13 protein-coding genes are annotated in these 17,426 nt (G+C 56.2%); 6 read left to right on the forward strand and 7 right to left on the reverse strand.

Features of this window, described 5'->3' with window-relative positions; all coding sequences use genetic code 11:
* Positions 1-22 precede the first annotated feature (22 nt).
* The 5 genes from def to B9Z35_RS05835 are packed head-to-tail and all read right to left on the reverse strand — an operon-like array spanning position 23 to position 7,921.
* Positions 23-559, reverse strand: coding sequence for a peptide deformylase (gene def / locus B9Z35_RS05810; protein WP_108282665.1), 537 nt, complete (start codon positions 557-559; stop codon positions 23-25).
* Positions 560-568: 9 nt separating this feature from the next.
* The gene (ligA, locus tag B9Z35_RS05815) at positions 569-2,680 is read right to left on the reverse strand and encodes an NAD-dependent DNA ligase LigA (protein ID WP_108282666.1); all 2,112 of its coding nucleotides are present in this window, start codon (positions 2,678-2,680) and stop codon (positions 569-571) included.
* Positions 2,681-2,697: 17 nt separating this feature from the next.
* On the reverse strand, positions 2,698-4,017 hold the full coding sequence (locus B9Z35_RS05820) for a cell division protein ZipA C-terminal FtsZ-binding domain-containing protein (RefSeq protein ID WP_233246478.1): 1,320 nt from the start codon (positions 4,015-4,017) through the stop codon (positions 2,698-2,700).
* A 15-nt stretch (positions 4,018-4,032) separates the two neighbouring features.
* Positions 4,033-7,545, reverse strand: a complete 3,513-nt coding sequence (smc, locus tag B9Z35_RS05830) for a chromosome segregation protein SMC (RefSeq protein WP_108282667.1) — start codon at positions 7,543-7,545, stop codon at positions 4,033-4,035.
* 28 nt (positions 7,546-7,573) lie between these two features.
* Positions 7,574-7,921, reverse strand: a complete 348-nt coding sequence (locus B9Z35_RS05835) for a hypothetical protein (RefSeq protein ID WP_108282668.1) — start codon at positions 7,919-7,921, stop codon at positions 7,574-7,576.
* Positions 7,922-7,962: 41 nt separating this feature from the next.
* Between B9Z35_RS05835 and dapC the strand changes: the two genes are divergently transcribed.
* Genes dapC through B9Z35_RS05860 form a run of 5 tightly spaced genes read left to right on the forward strand, consistent with a single transcriptional unit; the run spans position 7,963 to position 14,184 of the window.
* Positions 7,963-9,156 (forward strand): succinyldiaminopimelate transaminase, encoded by a 1,194-nt coding sequence (gene dapC, locus B9Z35_RS05840; RefSeq protein ID WP_108282669.1) that lies wholly within the window; start codon positions 7,963-7,965, stop codon positions 9,154-9,156.
* Between the two features lie 26 nt (positions 9,157-9,182).
* Entirely contained in the window at positions 9,183-10,019 is an 837-nt protein-coding gene (gene dapD / locus B9Z35_RS05845; RefSeq protein ID WP_108282670.1) for a 2,3,4,5-tetrahydropyridine-2,6-dicarboxylate N-succinyltransferase, read from the forward strand.
* A gap of 21 nt (positions 10,020-10,040) precedes the next feature.
* Positions 10,041-11,219 carry a succinyl-diaminopimelate desuccinylase gene (gene dapE, locus B9Z35_RS05850; protein WP_108282671.1) on the forward strand — a complete coding sequence of 393 codons (1,179 nt, stop codon included), beginning with the start codon at positions 10,041-10,043 and terminating at the stop codon, positions 11,217-11,219.
* Positions 11,216-12,124 (forward strand): 50S ribosomal protein L3 N(5)-glutamine methyltransferase, encoded by a 909-nt coding sequence (gene prmB / locus B9Z35_RS05855; protein WP_108282672.1) that lies wholly within the window; start codon positions 11,216-11,218, stop codon positions 12,122-12,124. Before dapE ends, prmB begins: the two co-directional genes overlap by 4 nt.
* Positions 12,121-14,184, forward strand: a complete 2,064-nt coding sequence (locus B9Z35_RS05860) for an ABC-F family ATP-binding cassette domain-containing protein (protein ID WP_108282673.1) — start codon at positions 12,121-12,123, stop codon at positions 14,182-14,184. The genes prmB and B9Z35_RS05860 overlap by 4 nt, the downstream gene beginning before the upstream one ends.
* A gap of 18 nt (positions 14,185-14,202) precedes the next feature.
* Here B9Z35_RS05860 and B9Z35_RS05865 read toward each other — a convergent pair whose 3' ends face one another.
* Together B9Z35_RS05865 and B9Z35_RS05870 are read right to left on the reverse strand one after the other, a co-directional pair.
* Positions 14,203-15,051, reverse strand: coding sequence for a hypothetical protein (locus B9Z35_RS05865; protein WP_233246479.1), 849 nt, complete (start codon positions 15,049-15,051; stop codon positions 14,203-14,205).
* The gene (locus B9Z35_RS05870; RefSeq protein WP_108282674.1) at positions 15,045-15,563 is read right to left on the reverse strand and encodes a hypothetical protein; all 519 of its coding nucleotides are present in this window, start codon (positions 15,561-15,563) and stop codon (positions 15,045-15,047) included. Before B9Z35_RS05870 ends, B9Z35_RS05865 begins: the two co-directional genes overlap by 7 nt.
* Before the next feature lie 90 nt (positions 15,564-15,653).
* Between B9Z35_RS05870 and B9Z35_RS05875 the strand changes: the two genes are divergently transcribed.
* Entirely contained in the window at positions 15,654-17,414 is a 1,761-nt protein-coding gene (locus B9Z35_RS05875) for a hypothetical protein (RefSeq protein ID WP_108282675.1), read from the forward strand.
* Positions 17,415-17,426: the final 12 nt, after the last annotated feature.

Consider the following 17,426-nt stretch of genomic DNA (forward strand, 5'->3'; position numbering starts at 1 on the left):
CGTGCGCTTGTGCGATCAAGCTTCAATCGTCCGAGTCATCCAGCCCCGGAAACAACACCTCGGTATAGCCAAAGCGTGAGAAATCGCGCACGCGCATGGGGTAAAGCTTGCCAATCAGGTGGTCGCACTCGTGTTGCACCACCCGCGCATGAAAACCATCCACAGTGCGGTCAATAGGCTGGCCTTTTTCGTCAAAGCCTTGGTAGCGCAATCGCTTGAAACGAGGCACCACACCTCGTAGGCCCGGCACTGACAAACAGCCTTCCCAACCCTCTTCTTCCTCATCCCCAAGGGGCGTGAGCACTGGGTTGATGAGCACGGTGTAGGGCACCACTGGTGCATCTGCGTAACGTGGATTGACCTCGCCTGAGCCAAACACCACCACTTGCAAGTCCACGCCAATTTGAGGGGCGGCTAGACCGGCTCCATTGGCGGCCAGCATGGTGTCGCCTAGGTCTTTGAGCAGTGCTTGCAACTCTGGCGTGTTGAAAGCCTTCACGGGTTGCGCCACGCGCAGAAGACGCTCGTCGCCCATTTTCAAGATTTCGCGAACAGCCATGTTGTGTCCTTATTCGGTCGCGTGTTCAGCCACCAAGGCCAACAAGCCAGCTTCGTCCAGCACCTTGATGCCCAACTCTTGTGCTTTGTCGAGCTTGCTGCCTGCTTCTTCACCGGCTACCACGCAATGGGTCTTCTTGCTCACACTGCCTGCCACTTTGGCGCCTAGGGCTTCGAGCATGTCTTTGGCTTGATCGCGACTGAGTGTGGGTAGTGTGCCAGTCAGCACAAAGGTTTGGCCTGCGAGCGGCAAGCTCGCGCCCGCTGTGGGTTCGCCCTCGGTCCATGTCACACCGCAAGCACGCAGCTGCTCCACCACTTCGCGGTTGTGCGGCTGGTCAAAGAAAGTGCGTAGGCTAAGTGCGACGATGGGGCCAACGTCGGCCACTTGCAGCAGTTGATCGACGGTAGCGTCCATGATGGCGTCCATCTTGCCGAAGTGACGTGCCAGCTCTTTGGCCGTGGCCTCGCCCACATGACGAATACCTAGGCCAAACAAGAAACGTGGCAACGTGGTTTGTTTGGATTTCTCAATGCTGGCCAGCACGTTGTTGGCCGATTTTTCAGCCATGCGCTCTAGCGTGACCAAGGCGGTAAAGCCCATGCGGTAAAGGTCTGGCAGTGTTTTGACAACGCCTGCGTCCACCAGTTGCTCCACCAGTTTGTCGCCCAAGTCTTCAATCTCCACTGCGCGTCGATGTGCAAAGTGCAGGATGGCTTGCTTGCGCTGTGCGCTGCAAAACAAGCCGCCTGTGCAACGGTAATCGGCCTCACCTTCTTCACGCACAGCCGGGCTGCCGCACACAGGGCATTGATGCTGCATGGTGAAGATCTGTGCGTCTTGCAGGCGTTTTTCTAAAACGACAGACACCACTTCGGGAATCACATCGCCTGCACGGCGCACCACCACGGTGTCACCCACCCGCACGTCTTTGCGGCGGGCTTCGTCTTCGTTGTGCAGCGTGGCGTTGGTCACAGTCACGCCGCCCACAAACACGGGCGCGAGTTTGGCCACGGGAGTGAGCTTGCCCGTGCGGCCCACTTGCACCTCGATGGCTTGCACAGTGGTGAGTTGTTCTTGCGCGGGGTATTTGTGCGCCACGGCCCAACGGGGTTCTCGGGTCACAAACCCCAACTGACGCTGCGCGGCCAAACTGTTGACCTTGTAGACCACGCCGTCAATGTCAAAAGGGAGCGCATCACGCGCTTGGCCCATGCGTTGGTGAAAGTCAACCAAGCCCGCTGCGCCTTGCACACACGCGGTTTGCTCTGCCACGGGGAAGCCCCATTTTTTGAGCGTCATCAACAAATCGAAATGCGTGTTGAAGGATGGCCCGCAATCTTCCACAGGCGTGATGTCGCCCAAGCCATACGCAAAGAAGCTCAAGGGGCGTTGTGCGGCAATGGTGGGATCAAGCTGACGCACAGCACCCGCTGCTGCGTTGCGTGGGTTCACAAAGCTCTTTTCGCCCTTCTCGCCTGCAGCAATGCGGGCACGTTGGCGTTCGTTCAAGGCTTCAAAGTCGCCACGGGCCATGTAGACCTCGCCGCGCACTTCCAGCACCTTGGGTGCGTCGCTGGGCAAGCGCAAAGGGATTTGGCCAATGGTGCGGATGTTTTGTGTCACCTCCTCACCCATTTCGCCATCACCGCGTGTGGCGGCTTGCACCAACACGCCGTTCTCATAACGCAGACTCATGGCGAGGCCATCAAACTTCAGCTCGGCCACATAGTCAACCAACGGGTCGGCTTCGGACAAGGCTAGTTCTTTTCGGATGCGTGTGTCAAAGGCTTCTGCGCCGCTGGCTTCGGTGTCGGTCTCTGTGCGGATGCTGAGCATGGGCACCACGTGTTTGACGCTGGCAAAGCTATCGAGCGGCTTACCGCCCACACGTTGCGTGGGAGAGTCTGACGTGAGGAGTTCAGGGTGTGCCGCTTCTAACGCTTGCAGCTCTTTGAACAAGGTGTCGTATTCAGCGTCAGTGATGGTGGGCGCGTCCAGCACATAGTACTGGTGGCCGTGGTGGTGAAGTTGTTCGCGCAGGTCGGCGGCTCGGGAGGCAACGTCGTTGCCTTCATTGGACTCAGCGGCAGAGCCGCTAAATAAGTCAGCGGTGCTCATGCTGCGTGACCTTGAAATTAGCTGAACAAGCGGCGCGCTTGCGGCGAGCCTGCCGACAAGTCACGCGCATCGAGCGTGTCATACAACGCCAGCAAGTCGCGGGCAATCGCGCCGATGGCGGTCTCAGACAAGGGTTGGCCGTTGTCATCAGAGATTGCACCGTCCATCACACGCGCCAGTTCGTAGGCGGTTTGAATCATGCGGGCGTACGGCTCTTCTTTGCGGTCCACCTGTGGCACGTCGAGCGACAAGGTGAGTTCGTAAATGGCCGATTGCGTGGGGTCTTCCGACATCGCGGCTTGCGAGTCAAAGGTCAAACCCAAGATGGCGGGCAAGCCATGCACGGGTGCAGGCACGACCATTCGGCCTGGCAAGACACCAGCGATGAAGCCCAAACGTGCAGCGTTTTGATGCACATAGCCGGGGCTCCATGCGGCCTTGGTAGCTTTGAGGGTGAAGCTCAGTTGCGCGTCGTGGGCACTGGCAAAGTTGTCGAGCTCACGAGCGCGGGCCACGGCTTCCAACATGTCAGGAAATTCGGGCGCACCGTTGATGGCATCGGCAAAGTTTTGTGTTTTGGTGACGAACTCAGAGAACTCGATTTCGTTCAAAGGGCCAGTGCGGTTGGCCAACTGCACGCCCGATTGGAAAGCGCTGTAACGCAAACCGTTGCGAGGTTGCTCCCACAAACCGGTGTCTGCATTAAGACCTTCCAAGCTGAACAACTTGCTACCCACACGACGTGTGGCAGGCATGGCCTGCAAAGCGGCATCGCCAGAGACGGGGTGGTCAATTTCAACAGCGGCAATCACGTCAATCAGAGCATCCAATGCTGGACGTTTTTCTGGTTGAGGTAAGTCAGATGCAGCAGACTCCATCACTTCAGCCACAACGGGCTTCATGACAGGCGCTTGCGCTGCTAGTTGTTTGGCACGCTCTTCTGCAACTTTGGCGGCTGCGGCTTTGCTTTCTGCAATACGGGCCAACTCAGCTTCATCCGGTACACGCTGGGCGTGGGCGGTGGCCTCTTCCATCATGCTGCGCGCCATGTCGCTCACGGGGTCAAGGCTGCCTGTAGTTTGGAACGCTGGCGTGGCGACTTGCGCCATCACTTCAGGTTCGTGATGAACGTCATAGCTCACAGGTGCCGAATCAAACGATGGCTCTTGCTGTTGGCCGAAATTAGGCTGATAAACGCCAGGTTCAACAGTTGTTTCCTGCGGCAGAGGTTCAGCCTGGCGTGGTTTGTTTTTGCGCGACGTCCATGTGCTGTGTGCCACCACACCCGCGAGGACCACGCCACCTGCAATTGCTAAACCAATTTGAAGAGTACTCATGTTCTTATTTTGCTATCAAGCATCCACCATAGACACAGCAGATTCCATGTCCACGGCCACGATACGTGAAACGCCTTGTTCTTGCATGGTCACGCCAATGAGTTGCTCGGCCATTTCCATGGCGATCTTGTTGTGCGAGATAAAAAGGAATTGGGTTTCTTTGGACATGCTCGACACCAGCTTGGCATAACGCTCGGTGTTGGCGTCGTCGAGTGGCGCGTCCACCTCGTCCAGCAAACAGAAAGGCGCTGGGTTGAGTTGGAAGATCGCAAACACCAAAGCAATCGCAGTCAGCGCTTTTTCGCCGCCTGAGAGCAAATGGATGGTTTGGTTTTTCTTGCCAGGCGGCTGGGCCAGCACTTGCACGCCAGCATCCAAAATTTCGTCGCCTGTCATCACTAGTTTGGCATTGCCGCCACCGAAGAGCTCGGGGAACATGCGGCCAAAGTGTTCGTTGACGATCTTGAACGTGCCGCCCAAGAGCTCGCGGGTTTCGCCGTCAATCTTGCGAATGGCGTCTTCCAGCGTGTTCATCGCGTCGGTCAAGTCTTTGGTTTGCGCGTCCAAGAACAGCTTGCGTTCGCTGGCACTGGCCAGCTCTTCCAAAGCGGCTAAGTTCACAGCGCCCAAAGCGGTGATTTCGCGGTGCAAGCGGTCGATCTCGCCTTGCAAACCACCCAAGCGCACGTTGTTGGCGAGGATGGAGACTGACACGGCTTCGAGGTCGGCCTCGGCGTCGGCCAGCAATTGGCTGTATTGCTCCAAGCCCAGTCGAGCCGCTTGCTCTTTGAGTTGGAAGTCAGTGATGCGTTGGCGCAAGGGCTCCAGCTCACGCTCCAGTTGCAAGCGGCGTTCGTCGCTCGCACGCAGTTTGGTGGTGAGGTCGTCGTACTCGCTGCGCTTGGCGGCCAAGGCGGCTTCGCGCTCCATCTTGATATTCAACGCGTTTTGTAAGCCGGCTTGCGCGGCGGCATCGGTCAAACGTGTGAGGTCTTCTTGCACACGTGCTTCTTCGCTCGACACCGAAGCGGCTTGTTGCGTGGCGGTGTCGATGATGCGTTTGAGTTCGGCTTCGCGTGTGGCCAAGCTGCGTTGGGCAAACTGGGCTTCTTGGGCTTGGCGCTCCAAGCTGCGTTGTTGCTCGCGGCTGTCGTTGAGGCGGCGCTCAGAGTTGATCACCGCTTCGTCCAACTGAGCATGGCGCTCTTGGCTGTCGGCCAATTGCATGTCCAGCTCTTCAAAGCGTGCTTCTGCGGTGGCGCGGCGTTCTTGCAGGTCGGCCAGTTGGGCTTCGACCTCTGACAAATCACCACTGATTTGTTCGCTGCGTGCGCGTGTTTGCTCAGCCAATTGGCTCAGGCGCAAGGTTTCAACTTGTAGCTCGTGCGCTGTGGCTTGTGCAGCCGTGGCTTCAGCACGGATGCTGACCAAGCGCTGGGAAGACTCGCTGTATGCGGCCTCAGCACGCACCAAGGTGTTGCGGGCTTCATCGGCGATGAAGATTTGCGCCTTGCTGCTCTTGTCGAGGTTTTCAATTTCTTGGGCACGGGCCAACAAGCCAGACTGCTCGTTGTCTTGCGCGTAAAAGCTCACGCTGTGTGCGCTGATGGCGTGGCCGCTTGGCACATAAATCACTTGGCCGGGCTGCAAACTGCTGCGCTTGGCCAAGGCTTCGTCGAGGTTAGGTGCTGTGAAGCAGCCGTTGAGCCAGTCGGTCAGCAGGGCTTTTTGGCCTGCATCGTTCAGGCGCAACAGGTCAGACAAACGTGGCAACGCACTTTGCGCGTCGGGCGCTGCGGCACTAGGTGCGGTGTAGAAAGCCAACTTGGTAGGCGGCACATCCGTTTGGAAGGCGCGCACGATGTCTAACCGAGACACTTCCAGTGAAGCCATGCGTTCACGCAAAGCAGCTTCGAGTGCGTTTTCCCAACCGGCTTCGATATGGATGCGGCTCCACAAAGCTTGCAAACCATCCAAGCCGTGCTTGGCCAACCAAGGCTTGAGCTTGTCGTCGGTCTGCACTTTTTCTTGCAAGGCTTTGAGGGCTTCCAAACGAGCCGACAAATCTGCTTGCTTAGCTTGTTCGTCGTTCACCGCTTGTTGCGCTGTGCGACGTGCTTCGTCGAGCACAGGCACATTGGCTTGCAATTCTTCCAGCTGAGCCGCCGTCACTTCAGCGTGGGCTTGCGCTTCTTGCAGCTGCTCTTTGAGGTTGTTCAGGCGCACTTCATCGGGTGCAGCCAAGGCATTTTTGTCAGCGCTCAGTCGCTCTTGGCGAGCGTTGAGGTTGCGGCTTTGCTCTTCGATGTTGCGCTGGTCTGCTGCCAACACCTGAATTTGCTGCTGCACTTGGGCCACGCTGCCGCGTTGCTCGTTGCTGCGCTGTTGGGCGACGCGCAAGGCTTCTTCCAACTCGGGCAGTTGCATGGCTTGCTCTTCCACTTGTGCGGCGAGCATGACGGCTTTTTCTTCGCCGTCCATGGCCATGGAGGCCAGGTTTTCAATCTCTTGCTGCGCTTGTTCGCTCTGGGCTGCCCAATGCGCGGTTTGTTCTTTGATTTGAATCAGGCGTGCTTCGGCGCGTTGGCGGCCTTCCACCACAAAGCGAATCTCGGCTTCTAAGCGGCCCACTTCGGCGCTGGCTTCGTACAACGCGCCTTGTGCTTGGTTCACTTGATCGCCAGCTGCATAGTGGGCTTGGCGAACGGTTTCTAGGTCGGCTTCGATGTGGCGCAAATCAGCAATGCGCGACTCAAGGTCGTTTACCGCTTTGTCAGCTTGGGTTTTGATGCCCACTTGGTCAGCTTCGGCCTCGGCGCGACGCAAGAACCACAGCTGATGTTGCTTCAGCGTCACATCGGCGTTGAGTGCGTGGTAGCGCTGAGCCACTTCGGCTTGCTTTTCGAGCTTCTCTAAGTTGGCGTTCAACTCGCGCAAGATGTCTTCCACGCGGGTCAAGTTTTCGCGTGTGTCGCTCAGGCGGTTTTCGGTTTCGCGTCGGCGCTCTTTGTACTTAGAAACACCGGCAGCCTCTTCCAAGAACAAACGAAGTTCTTCGGGCTTGGATTCAATGATGCGGCTGATCGTGCCTTGGCCAATGATGGCGTAGGCGCGGGGCCCGAGGCCTGTGCCCAAGAACACGTCTTGCACGTCACGGCGACGCACGGGTTGGTTGTTGATGTAGTAGCTAGAGCCGCCATCACGCGTCAGCACACGCTTGACCGCGATTTCTGGGAACTGGCTCCACTGGCCGCCTGCACGGTGGTCGGCGTTGTCAAACACCAGCTCCACGCTGGAGCGGCTGGCCGCTTTACGGGTGGTGGTGCCATTGAAAATCACGTCTTGCATGGACTCGCCACGCAACTCGGAGGCTTTGGACTCGCCCAGCACCCAGCGCACAGCATCCATGATGTTGGATTTGCCGCAACCGTTGGGGCCTACCACGCCGACCAATTGGCCGGGCAATAAGAAATTGGTGGGTTCCGCGAAGGACTTGAAACCCGATAACTTGATTGAATTCAGACGCACTGAAAAGCCTCTCTAGACACAGCCTGAATCATAAAGCGCTGAGGCACGCGCGAACTTCGACCAGCAAGGTCTCCAAACTAGGTACTAATGCAGTAAAGATGGGGCCTGTCACGTCCAGCGGCTTCTCGCGGCTGGTTTGGTACAGGTCGGTCATAGCTTGGGCCAAAGACTCGGTGGCAAACAAAGGCATGAAGCCTTTCAAGGCGTGCAAAGAGTGCTCTACCTTCAAGGCTTCGCCAGATGCCAAACCCGCTTGGATGATGGCCATTTCTTGGGTCAAGCTCTGCTCAAACGTCACCACCAGCTCGCGCAATTGGTCGGCCTCGAAAGCGAATTCTTTGGCACGGGAGAGGTCAAGCAAGGGTGATGTAGACATAGCGTTTAATTTGAGGAGCAAGCGCAGGGATAATATCAGCCATGAACCCCCTTCTTTCGAGTCTACAGCCCTATCCTTTTGAGCGGCTGAAACAACTTTTCTCCACCGTCACACCCAACCCCGCGTATGCGCCCATCAGCCTAGGCATTGGCGAACCGCGTCATGCCACGCCACAGTTGGTGTTGGATGCTTTGACCAAAGCCACCGCCCATTTGGCTGCGTACCCAGCCACCGCTGGTTTGCCTGCATTGCGCGAGTCGTGTGTGAACTGGATGCAACGCCGCTATAGCTTGAAGCTCGACGCCGCCACGCAAGTGCTGCCCGTCAACGGCTCACGCGAGGCCTTGTTTGCCTTTGCCCAAACGGTGATTGACCCAACGCGTGATGCAGTGGTGGTTTGCCCCAACCCGTTTTATCAAATCTACGAAGGCGCTGCGCTGTTAGCCGGTGCCCAAACCTATTACGCACCCAGCGACCCTGCGCTGAATTTCAACGTCAATTGGGACAGCGTGCCTGCCGACGTATGGGCAAAAACGCAGCTGTTGTTTGTGTGCTCACCCGGCAACCCCACGGGCGCTGTGATGCCACTGAGCGACTGGGAAAAGCTGTTTTCCCTGAGTGACAAATACGGTTTTGTGATTGCCAGCGACGAGTGCTACAGCGAAATCTATTTCCGCGAAGAAGCGCCTTTGGGCGGCCTTGAAGCAGCTGCCAAACTGGGCCGTGCCGACTTTAAAAACTTGGTTGCCTTCACCAGCTTGTCCAAGCGCAGCAATGTGCCGGGCATGCGCAGTGGTTTTGTGGCGGGCGACGCCAACATCCTCAAACAGTTTTTGCTGTACCGCACCTACCACGGCTCAGCCATGAGCGGCATGGTGCAAGCCGCCAGCATTGCTGCGTGGGACGACGAAGCCCACGTGGTGGCCAACCGCGAGCAATACCGCCAAAAGTTTGCGGCCGTCACCCCACTGCTCGAAGCGGTGATGGATGTGCGCTTGCCTGATGCTGGTTTTTACCTGTGGGCTGCGGTTCCTGGTGGGGATGATGTGGCCTTCGCCCGCGACTTGCTGGCTCAATACAATGTGACGGTGCTGCCGGGTAGCTACTTGGCCAGAGATGCCCAAGGTTTTAACCCCGGCGCCGGTCGAATTCGCATGGCTTTGGTGGCTGAAACCGCCGAATGCTTAGAAGCCGCGCAACGTATCGTGGCGTTCATTCAAAAAAACCATTCTTAATTTATTTCAACGTAGAGAAGACAACCATGACTCAACACCAACTCCAACACGTCATCGACAACGCTTGGGACAACCGCGCCAACATCAGCGCGACCGATGCATCCAAAGAAGTGCGCGATGCCGTGAATCACGTCATTGCCGAATTGAACGCTGGCCGCTTGCGCGTGGCCACCCGTGAAGGCGTGGGCCAATGGACCGTGCACCAATGGCTGAAGAAAGCGGTGTTGTTGTCTTTCCGTTTGAACGACAACCGCGTCATGAAATCTGGCGACTTGGCCTTTTACGACAAAGTGGACACCAAGTTTGCCCACCTGAGCGAAGAAGAAATGAAAGCCGCTGGCGTGCGCGTGGTGCCACCAGCTGTGGCACGTCGCGGTAGCTTTGTGGCTTCTGGTGCGATTTTGATGCCCTCTTACGTGAACATTGGCGCCTATGTAGACAGCGGCACCATGGTGGACACATGGGCCACCGTGGGTTCATGCGCACAAATCGGTAAGAACGTGCACTTGTCTGGCGGCGTGGGCATTGGCGGCGTGTTGGAGCCATTGCAAGCCAACCCCACCATCATTGAAGACAACTGCTTCATCGGCGCTCGCTCTGAAGTGGTGGAAGGCGTCATCATCGAAGAAAACTCCGTGCTCGGCATGGGCGTGTTCATCGGTCAATCGACCCCCATCTTCGACCGCGCCACAGGCGAAATCAGCTACGGCCGCGTGGCCTCTGGCTCTGTGGTGGTGGCAGGCAACATTCCTAAAGTCGCGGCCAACGGCGCGCCTTACAGCATGTACGCTGCCATCGTGGTCAAACGCGTGGACGCACAAACCCGCTCGAAGACCAGCATCAACGACTTGCTGCGCGACTAATTTTTCGCACAGGTCATATCGATGTCTCGCACACTCCAGCTCACAGAGCAACTCATCTCGCGCCCTTCGGTCACACCCGAGGACGCGGGCTGTTTGGACATCATCACCGCAAGGATTGCGCCTTTGGGTTTTGAGTGCGAACGCATCGACAGCGGGCCAGACACATTTCGCGTGAGCAACCTGTGGGCTGTCAAGCGCAGTGCTCAGGCAGGAGCCAAAACACTGGTGTTCGCAGGCCATACCGATGTGGTGCCCACTGGCCCCATCGACCAATGGACCAGCGACCCCTTCACCCCCACCCACCGCGACGGCAAATTGTTTGGCCGTGGTGCCAGCGACATGAAAGCGTCGTTGGCAGCGATGGTGGTGGCCTGTGAAGAATTTGCTGCCGCTCAAGCGGATGCCAACATCAACATCGCCTTCTTGCTCACCAGCGACGAAGAAGGCCCCGCACTTGATGGCACCGTCAAAGTGTGCGAAGCCTTGAAAGCACGCGGCGAAAAGCTTGACTGGTGCATCGTGGGCGAACCAACCTCGGTGGAACGCACCGGCGACATGATCAAAAACGGCCGACGCGGCACGATGAGCGGCAAGCTCACCGTCAAAGGCGTGCAAGGCCACATCGCCTATCCACAACTCGCCAAAAACCCCATCCACTTGTTTGCCCCCGCGTTGGCCGACTTGGTGGCGATTGAGTGGGACAAAGGGAACGACTTCTTCCCGCCCACCAGCTGGCAAGTGAGCAACATCCACGCTGGCACAGGTGCGAGCAACGTGATTCCTGGTGAATGCGTGGTCGATTTCAATTTCCGCTTCTGCACCGAATCCACGCCCGAGCAACTGCAACAGCGCCTCACTGCTGTGCTGCACAAGCACAGCTTAGAGTTCGACCTCAAATGGACCATCGGTGGCCTGCCCTTCCTCACCACACCTGGGGATTTGGTCGGTGCCGTGCAACGCGCCATCCACGACGAAACCGGCATTGACACCGAGCTGTCCACCACCGGCGGCACCAGCGACGGGCGCTTCATTGCGCAAGTCTGCCCACAAGTCATTGAGCTAGGCCCACCCAATGCCACCATCCACAAAATCAACGAGTTTGTGGCCGTGGCTGATTTGGATCCCCTGAAAAACATTTACCGCCGTGTGCTGGAACAGCTGCACGGCTTGGCCTCACAGGCCAACACGTCCGCACAATGAATCCATCTCTCACACTCAGCGCGCTCATTGCACAGAGCGCGCAGCAGCTTGACGCTGCCCACACTGCAGGCAAGTTGAGTTTCGGCCACGGCACCACCAACGCCGCCGACGAAGCCGCATGGCTGGTACTGTGGAAGCTGGGTTTGCCACTCGACACCGATGTGTCAGATGAAGTGCACAACCTCGAACTGCCCGCCACCCAAGTGGCCAGCGTACAAGCCTTCATTGAGCACCGCATCGCCAGTCGCAAGCCTGCGGCTTACCTCACGCAAGAGGCGTGGTTGCAGGGCGTGTCGTTCTACATCGACGAGCGCGCCATCGTGCCGCGTTCGCTCATTGCCGAAGTCTTGGCCGAAGGCAGTATTGACCCTTGGCTCGACCCCAACACCACACGCGTGCTCGACCTGTGCACGGGCAACGGCAGCCTGGGTATCTTGGCTGCGCTGGCTTTTCCAGACATCACGGTGCTTGGGCTTGACTTGTCCAAAGATGCTTTGGCTGTGGCCCACATCAACATCGAGCGTCACGGGCTTGAAGGCCGCATGACGCTGGCCGAATCGGATGGCTTGGCCCAAGCCGATGGTGTGTTTGACCTCATCTTGTGCAATCCACCTTATGTGAATGCACAAAGCATGTCCGAGTTGCCTGCCGAATTCAAAGCCGAGCCCGCGCTCGCTTTGGCCGGTGGCGACGACGGCATGGACTTTATTCGCCAAATGCTGCGCGACGCCCCAGCACACATGAGCGAGCACGCGGTTTTGGTTTTAGAAATTGGCCACGAACGCGATTACTTTGAAGCAGCCTTTCCTAATTTAGATGTCGTGTGGCTATCGACCAGTGCTGGTGACGACCAGGTCTTACTCCTCACACGCCAAGCTATTGTCGAAGGCGCAAATAAAAAATGATCACGATTAAAAATGTCACCTTGCGCCGCAGCGCCAAGGTGTTACTCGAAGGCGCCACTGTCACCTTGAACCCCGGTGAAAAAGTAGGCTTGGTGGGCCGCAACGGCGCGGGCAAATCATCGCTGTTTGCTTTGCTCAACGGCAACTTGCAAGAAGACTCGGGCGAGTTCTACATCCCTACGCAATGGCGCATGGGCCAAGTGGCCCAAGACATGCCAGAGACCGAACAAAGCGCCACCGAGTTCGTGATCGAAGGCGACACCGTGCTGAATGACGCACGCGCCGAAGTCAAAGCCGCTGAAGCCACCGAAGACGGCGAGCGTTTGGGCAACGCCTACATGGCGCTGTACGACGCGGGCGAGCATGATGCGCAGTCACGCGCACAAGCGCTCATCTTGGGCCTTGGCTTTAAAACCACCGAGCTCGACAACCCTGTGAACAGCTTCTCCGGTGGTTGGCGCATGCGCTTGCAATTGGCGCGTGCGCTGATGTGCCCGTCTGATTTGTTGCTACTGGATGAGCCTACCAACCACTTGGACTTGGACGCCTTGGTATGGCTCGAAGCTTGGCTCAAGCGCTACGAAGGCACGATGGTGGTCATCAGCCATGACCGCGAATTTTTGGATGCGGTGACCAACGTCACCCTGCACATCGACGCAGGCAAGCTGGTGCGCTACGGCGGCAACTACAGCAAGTTTGAAGACATGCGCGCCGAGCAAATGGAGCTGCAACAAAACGCGTTTGCCAAACAGCAAGACAAGATTGCGCATTTGCAAAAGTTCATTGCGCGCTTCAAGGCCAAGGCCAGCAAAGCCAAGCAAGCACAAAGCCGCGTCAAGGCTTTGGACCGCATGGAAAAGATTGCGCCGTTGTTGGCCGATGCCGACTTCAGCTTCGAGTTCAAAGAACCTGCCAACTTACCCAACCCCATGCTGAGCATGCAAGGCGTGAGCGTGGGCTACCCTGCCCCTGCCGACGCGCCTGCGGGCACGCCACCCACCGTCATCGTGCAAAACGTCAGCCGCTCGGTGTTGGCGGGTCAGCGCATTGGCATCTTGGGTGCCAACGGCCAAGGTAAATCCACGCTGGTAAAAACCATTGCGCGTGATTTGCAAGCTATTGGCGGCGACATGACCGAAGGCAAGGGCCTGAATATCGGCTACTTTGCGCAGCAAGAACTCGACGTGCTGCACCCCGCAGACAACCCGCTGCAGCACATGATTGACTTGTGCAAAAAGCTCACGGCCGACGGCAAGCTGGCAGGCCAAGCCACACGCGAGCAAGACTTGCGCAGCTTTTTGGGCCAGTTCAACTTTGGCGGCGACATGGTCAAGCAAGCCGTGGGCAGCATGAGCGGTGGCGAAAAAGCCCGCTTGGTGCTGTGCATGTTGGTGTGGCAACGCCCCAACCTCTTGCTGATGGACGAGCCTACCAACCACTTAGACTTGGCCACCCGCGAAGCGCTGAGCATGGCGCTGAATGAGTTTGAAGGCACCGTGATGCTGGTCAGCCATGACCGTGCTTTGTTGCGTGCTGTGTGTGATGAGTTCTGGATGGTGTCACGCGGTGGCGTAGAGCCGTTTGACGGCGACTTGGATGACTATCAGCGCTACCTACTGGAAGAAGGCAAACGCTTGCGTGCGGAGGCAGTGGCTGCGGCCAATGCAGCGGCACTCAAACCTGCGGTGGCTGTGGCAGATGTGGCAGCTCCGGTTGTTCAAGCTGCAGCACCCGTGGTGAAAGCTACTGCGCCTGCAGCGAAGGCGGCTGCGCCTATTGCTTCGCGTGACCAACGCAAAGAAGACGCGCAGCTGCGCAAGGAGATCAACGAGAAAAAACGTCCGTTGAAAAAAGAGTTTGATAGCGTGGAAAAAAACATGGCCACGTTAGAGGCAGAAAAGACAGTGCTGCACGACAAACTCGCCACGCCCCTGCCCCCTGCTGAGATTGCCGAAGCAGGCAAACGCCTCAAAGTAGTGGAAGACGAGCTGGCCGAGCTAGAAGTGCGTTGGTTGGAACTGACCGAAGCGATGGATGCGATTGAAGCCGCAATGGCTTAAATCGCTGGCTGATGTCGTTTAAACAAAGCGCGCACTGAACTGCGCGCTGCACCAAATAATGGCGGGGAACGCACACATCCACGCCCAGAAGAATCGGTTCAAGCCAAAGAACCAAAACACCAAGAAGTGAAACAGCGCCGCCACGGCGCAAAACACGGCGGCGAGTCGCGGGTCTAGCAAGCTGAAGGGAAACAAAATTTCCCACACGATGAAGCCCCACGAGCCCAGCATGGCTAACCATTTATTGCGCAGCGGATGCGTGGCAGACAGTGGCCCATAAATGGCCCCATTCAAAAAGATGGTCATGGCCGAGCCATTGCGCCATTCAGGGCGTAGCAGCTTCACCGCCCCCGACATGAAGTACGAGGTGATGGCTTGAATGGCGATATACCAAAAGCCTGCTTGCCAGCCCAGCTCTGCATTGCCAAACGCACCCACCACTTGCGAGATGAACAAGCCTGTGAGCACCACGAGCGTTAAGAAATCGCTGCCACCGTTGAACGCACCGCGCCAACGGATGAGGATGAGCAAGTTGCCCACAAACAAAAAGCCAATTAACGGCAACGATGCACCATGCACTGCCAACGCCGCAGCCGCACAGAGGCGCAACACCAAATGCAACTGATGCATGTGAGGCTTGAACAGCACGTCCAGCACAGCACGGATAGGCGCATTGGGAATATCAGCCCGCTGCAACTGCCAAGACCAAAACGCATCGTTGGCGGTGTACTTGCCCATGCGCAAGTATTCGAGCGTTTGAATGGTGAGGCTCCAAGCAAACACAAGCTCGGTGGCGCGAATCGCCATGAGCATGGGCGCTTCCACCCCCGCTTCTATCCAAGCTTGAATGAATGCGGCACTCAACATGCGGCAGCCTCCACAGGCGAGGTCATCATCACTTGCGTGTCTACGTTCTCGGTGCGGCCATCCAAGACCATGCGCAGCTCAAACTGGCGGTGGGTGAAGTTCACATCGCGGGCGCGCAGCACTTGGTCGCACAGGCGCTGCATCATCTTGTAGCTCACCAGTCCGCGTGGATCGACGCCTTCTGGCAAATCGTGCAGGTCGGCCCAAAAGTGGTCCACCATGTTTTGTTGGCCTAGACCAATGTTGGTGTCGGGGTTGTGAACGAGATGACTCAAACGTCGCAGACGCCGTGGGTAAATCAAAACCCAATCTGACCATTGCATCTCGCCCGAAGCCAGCTGCACGGCCGAGCGCGCATAGAGGTGAGGCACATAGCCCACCGCATGAAAGAACTTCCAATTCGGGAAAAACGCGCGCAGCAAGAACAGCCAAGGGCCCCTAATGATCGGGGTCTTGATGACAAGCGTGGCCGCCAGCACCAAAAAATACAAAACGAACAGGGCTTCTGTCATAGCTATCTATTTTGCATGAAGGCGGTGACTCAAGTTTTACCAAGTTCGTGCCGATTCAAAGACTGTGATGTTCTTTTCTAGTCAACTGCCATGAGCTTGCTTAAGCCTGCCAGCGGTTCTCCATTCCCGTACACACCACCAAGCCCAATTAACCCTGCGCTGGTGGGGCCTTACTGCGTCCAAAACATCAAGAGTTTCACGTCGCTTCAAATTCAAAAAATTCCGGTCAGAGAATTAGTCAATTTCACCACTGATCAAATACAGGCCTTCACAACAACGCAAATTCCTTGGTTCTCGACGGATCAAATCAAAGCACTCACGGCGGAAAATTTCAACGCCATGACTAGCAAACAGATCAAAGCCATCAGCTTTGCGCAATGGAATCGAATTTCTCCCCAAGTCTTTGCTGGCATCAGCAACCAGCAAATCTCTCTCATCTCGACCACAACCATTGGATCTATCAGCACAGAGCATGTCAGCGTATTAACCAAGCCACAAATTACGGCACTCACGACCGATGAGATGGCTCATTTATTCGCGGATCAACTAAACGCATTTTCATCGTCGCAAGTCAAATCATTGACTGCCAAGCAGGTTGAGAAAATTAGTACGGAACAAATCGGTAGTTTGTCCACTGAATTTGTTTCAGCACTTTCAGCATTACAAGTGAGAGCGCTCAGTACCGTGGCACTATCCGCCATGTCAACTGAGCAAATTCAGGCATTGGATGCAGAAGATGTGGCAAATCTCACCGCCTATCAAATCAAATCATTGAGCATTGAAACTGTCCAGTCATTTACAACCGGACAAATCCAAGGATTAAACAAAGCCGACATCACTGAATTCAGCACGACACAAATTGCGAATTTAACGACGGATCAAATAGCCGCTATTCGGACCGACAGTCTGGCTGGCTTAACCAAGGCGCACTTAGACGCCTTGACGACTGATCAAATCGCCGCTTTGACAACAACGCAAATTGCAACCTTATCAAGTAACCAAATAAGAAATTTAAGCACCGATGACGTTGTAGCTTTAGGAACATCGGGCATCAAGGCCTTGTCAAACGGTCAAATCACAGCACTCACTGCCAGCCAAATCGACCATATGACGGATGAGCAAATTGCAACGATCAGCAGCAGCCAGTTCAATCGATTAGCAAACCATCAAATTCGCGAATTAACGGGTCATGTGATCGCAGCGCTGAGTAACGATGTAGTTAAAAATTTAACCCAATCCCAAAGTCGTTTGTTCTCGCAAGAGCAAATAGCCTCGTTGACAACAACACAAGTTCAATCGCTGAGTCAACAAACCATCAATCAACTCAGTCGTGCCCAGGTTTCAGCATTCACAACCGATCAACTCAATGCGTTTTCTGGGGCGCAGCTCCGTCAATTGAATCTCAACGCCGTGAAAGGTTTGACCGCAGAGCAGCTGGATTCAATGTCGAACACGCAGTTTTCTGCGCTCAATACGTCACAAATTAATGCATTTGGCGTGTCTCAAGTTGCGCATCTGGGTTCTGAGTTTGGACAATCACTCACCGCTGGCACTATCAACACACTGAATGCCAATATTTTGAATGCGATGGGATCTGATGCGATTCAGGCGATCAACCAGACCGTGATCTCTGCAATGTCTGTAAAACAAGTCGCTTTGATCAATGCGACATTTGTTTCACGCATGCATGATGAACAATTTCAAACGCTGTCACCTGAACAAATCAGGTCAATATCGGTTCGCGCGTTAAGTGGACTGAGTTCTAGCCAATATGCCACGCTCACAACAACACAACAAGCAGCGTTCACCCCTAGCCAAATTCGAACCTTAAAAGCCAATGGTTTGATTTGAGGTTGCCCGATC

Source organism: Limnohabitans sp. Jir61 (genome assembly GCF_003063545.1).
Lineage (GTDB): Bacteria > Pseudomonadota > Gammaproteobacteria > Burkholderiales > Burkholderiaceae_C > Limnohabitans.

Bases quoted from the DNA above. Each gene is read 5' to 3' on its own strand.
- def (WP_108282665.1), bottom strand. From the start codon at position 559: ATGGCTGTTCGCGAAATCTTGAAAATGGGCGACGAGCGTCTTCTGCGC.
- ligA (WP_108282666.1), bottom strand. From the start codon at position 2,680: ATGAGCACCGCTGACTTATTTAGCGGCTCTGCCGCTGAGTCCAATGAA.
- B9Z35_RS05820 (WP_233246478.1), bottom strand. From the start codon at position 4,017: ATGAGTACTCTTCAAATTGGTTTAGCAATTGCAGGTGGCGTGGTCCTC.
- B9Z35_RS05835 (WP_108282668.1), bottom strand. From the start codon at position 7,921: ATGTCTACATCACCCTTGCTTGACCTCTCCCGTGCCAAAGAATTCGCT.
- dapC (WP_108282669.1), top strand. From the start codon at position 7,963: ATGAACCCCCTTCTTTCGAGTCTACAGCCCTATCCTTTTGAGCGGCTG.
- dapD (WP_108282670.1), top strand. From the start codon at position 9,183: ATGACTCAACACCAACTCCAACACGTCATCGACAACGCTTGGGACAAC.
- dapE (WP_108282671.1), top strand. From the start codon at position 10,041: ATGTCTCGCACACTCCAGCTCACAGAGCAACTCATCTCGCGCCCTTCG.
- prmB (WP_108282672.1), top strand. From the start codon at position 11,216: ATGAATCCATCTCTCACACTCAGCGCGCTCATTGCACAGAGCGCGCAG.
- B9Z35_RS05860 (WP_108282673.1), top strand. From the start codon at position 12,121: ATGATCACGATTAAAAATGTCACCTTGCGCCGCAGCGCCAAGGTGTTA.
- B9Z35_RS05865 (WP_233246479.1), bottom strand. From the start codon at position 15,051: ATGTTGAGTGCCGCATTCATTCAAGCTTGGATAGAAGCGGGGGTGGAA.
- B9Z35_RS05870 (WP_108282674.1), bottom strand. From the start codon at position 15,563: ATGACAGAAGCCCTGTTCGTTTTGTATTTTTTGGTGCTGGCGGCCACG.
- B9Z35_RS05875 (WP_108282675.1), top strand. From the start codon at position 15,654: ATGAGCTTGCTTAAGCCTGCCAGCGGTTCTCCATTCCCGTACACACCA.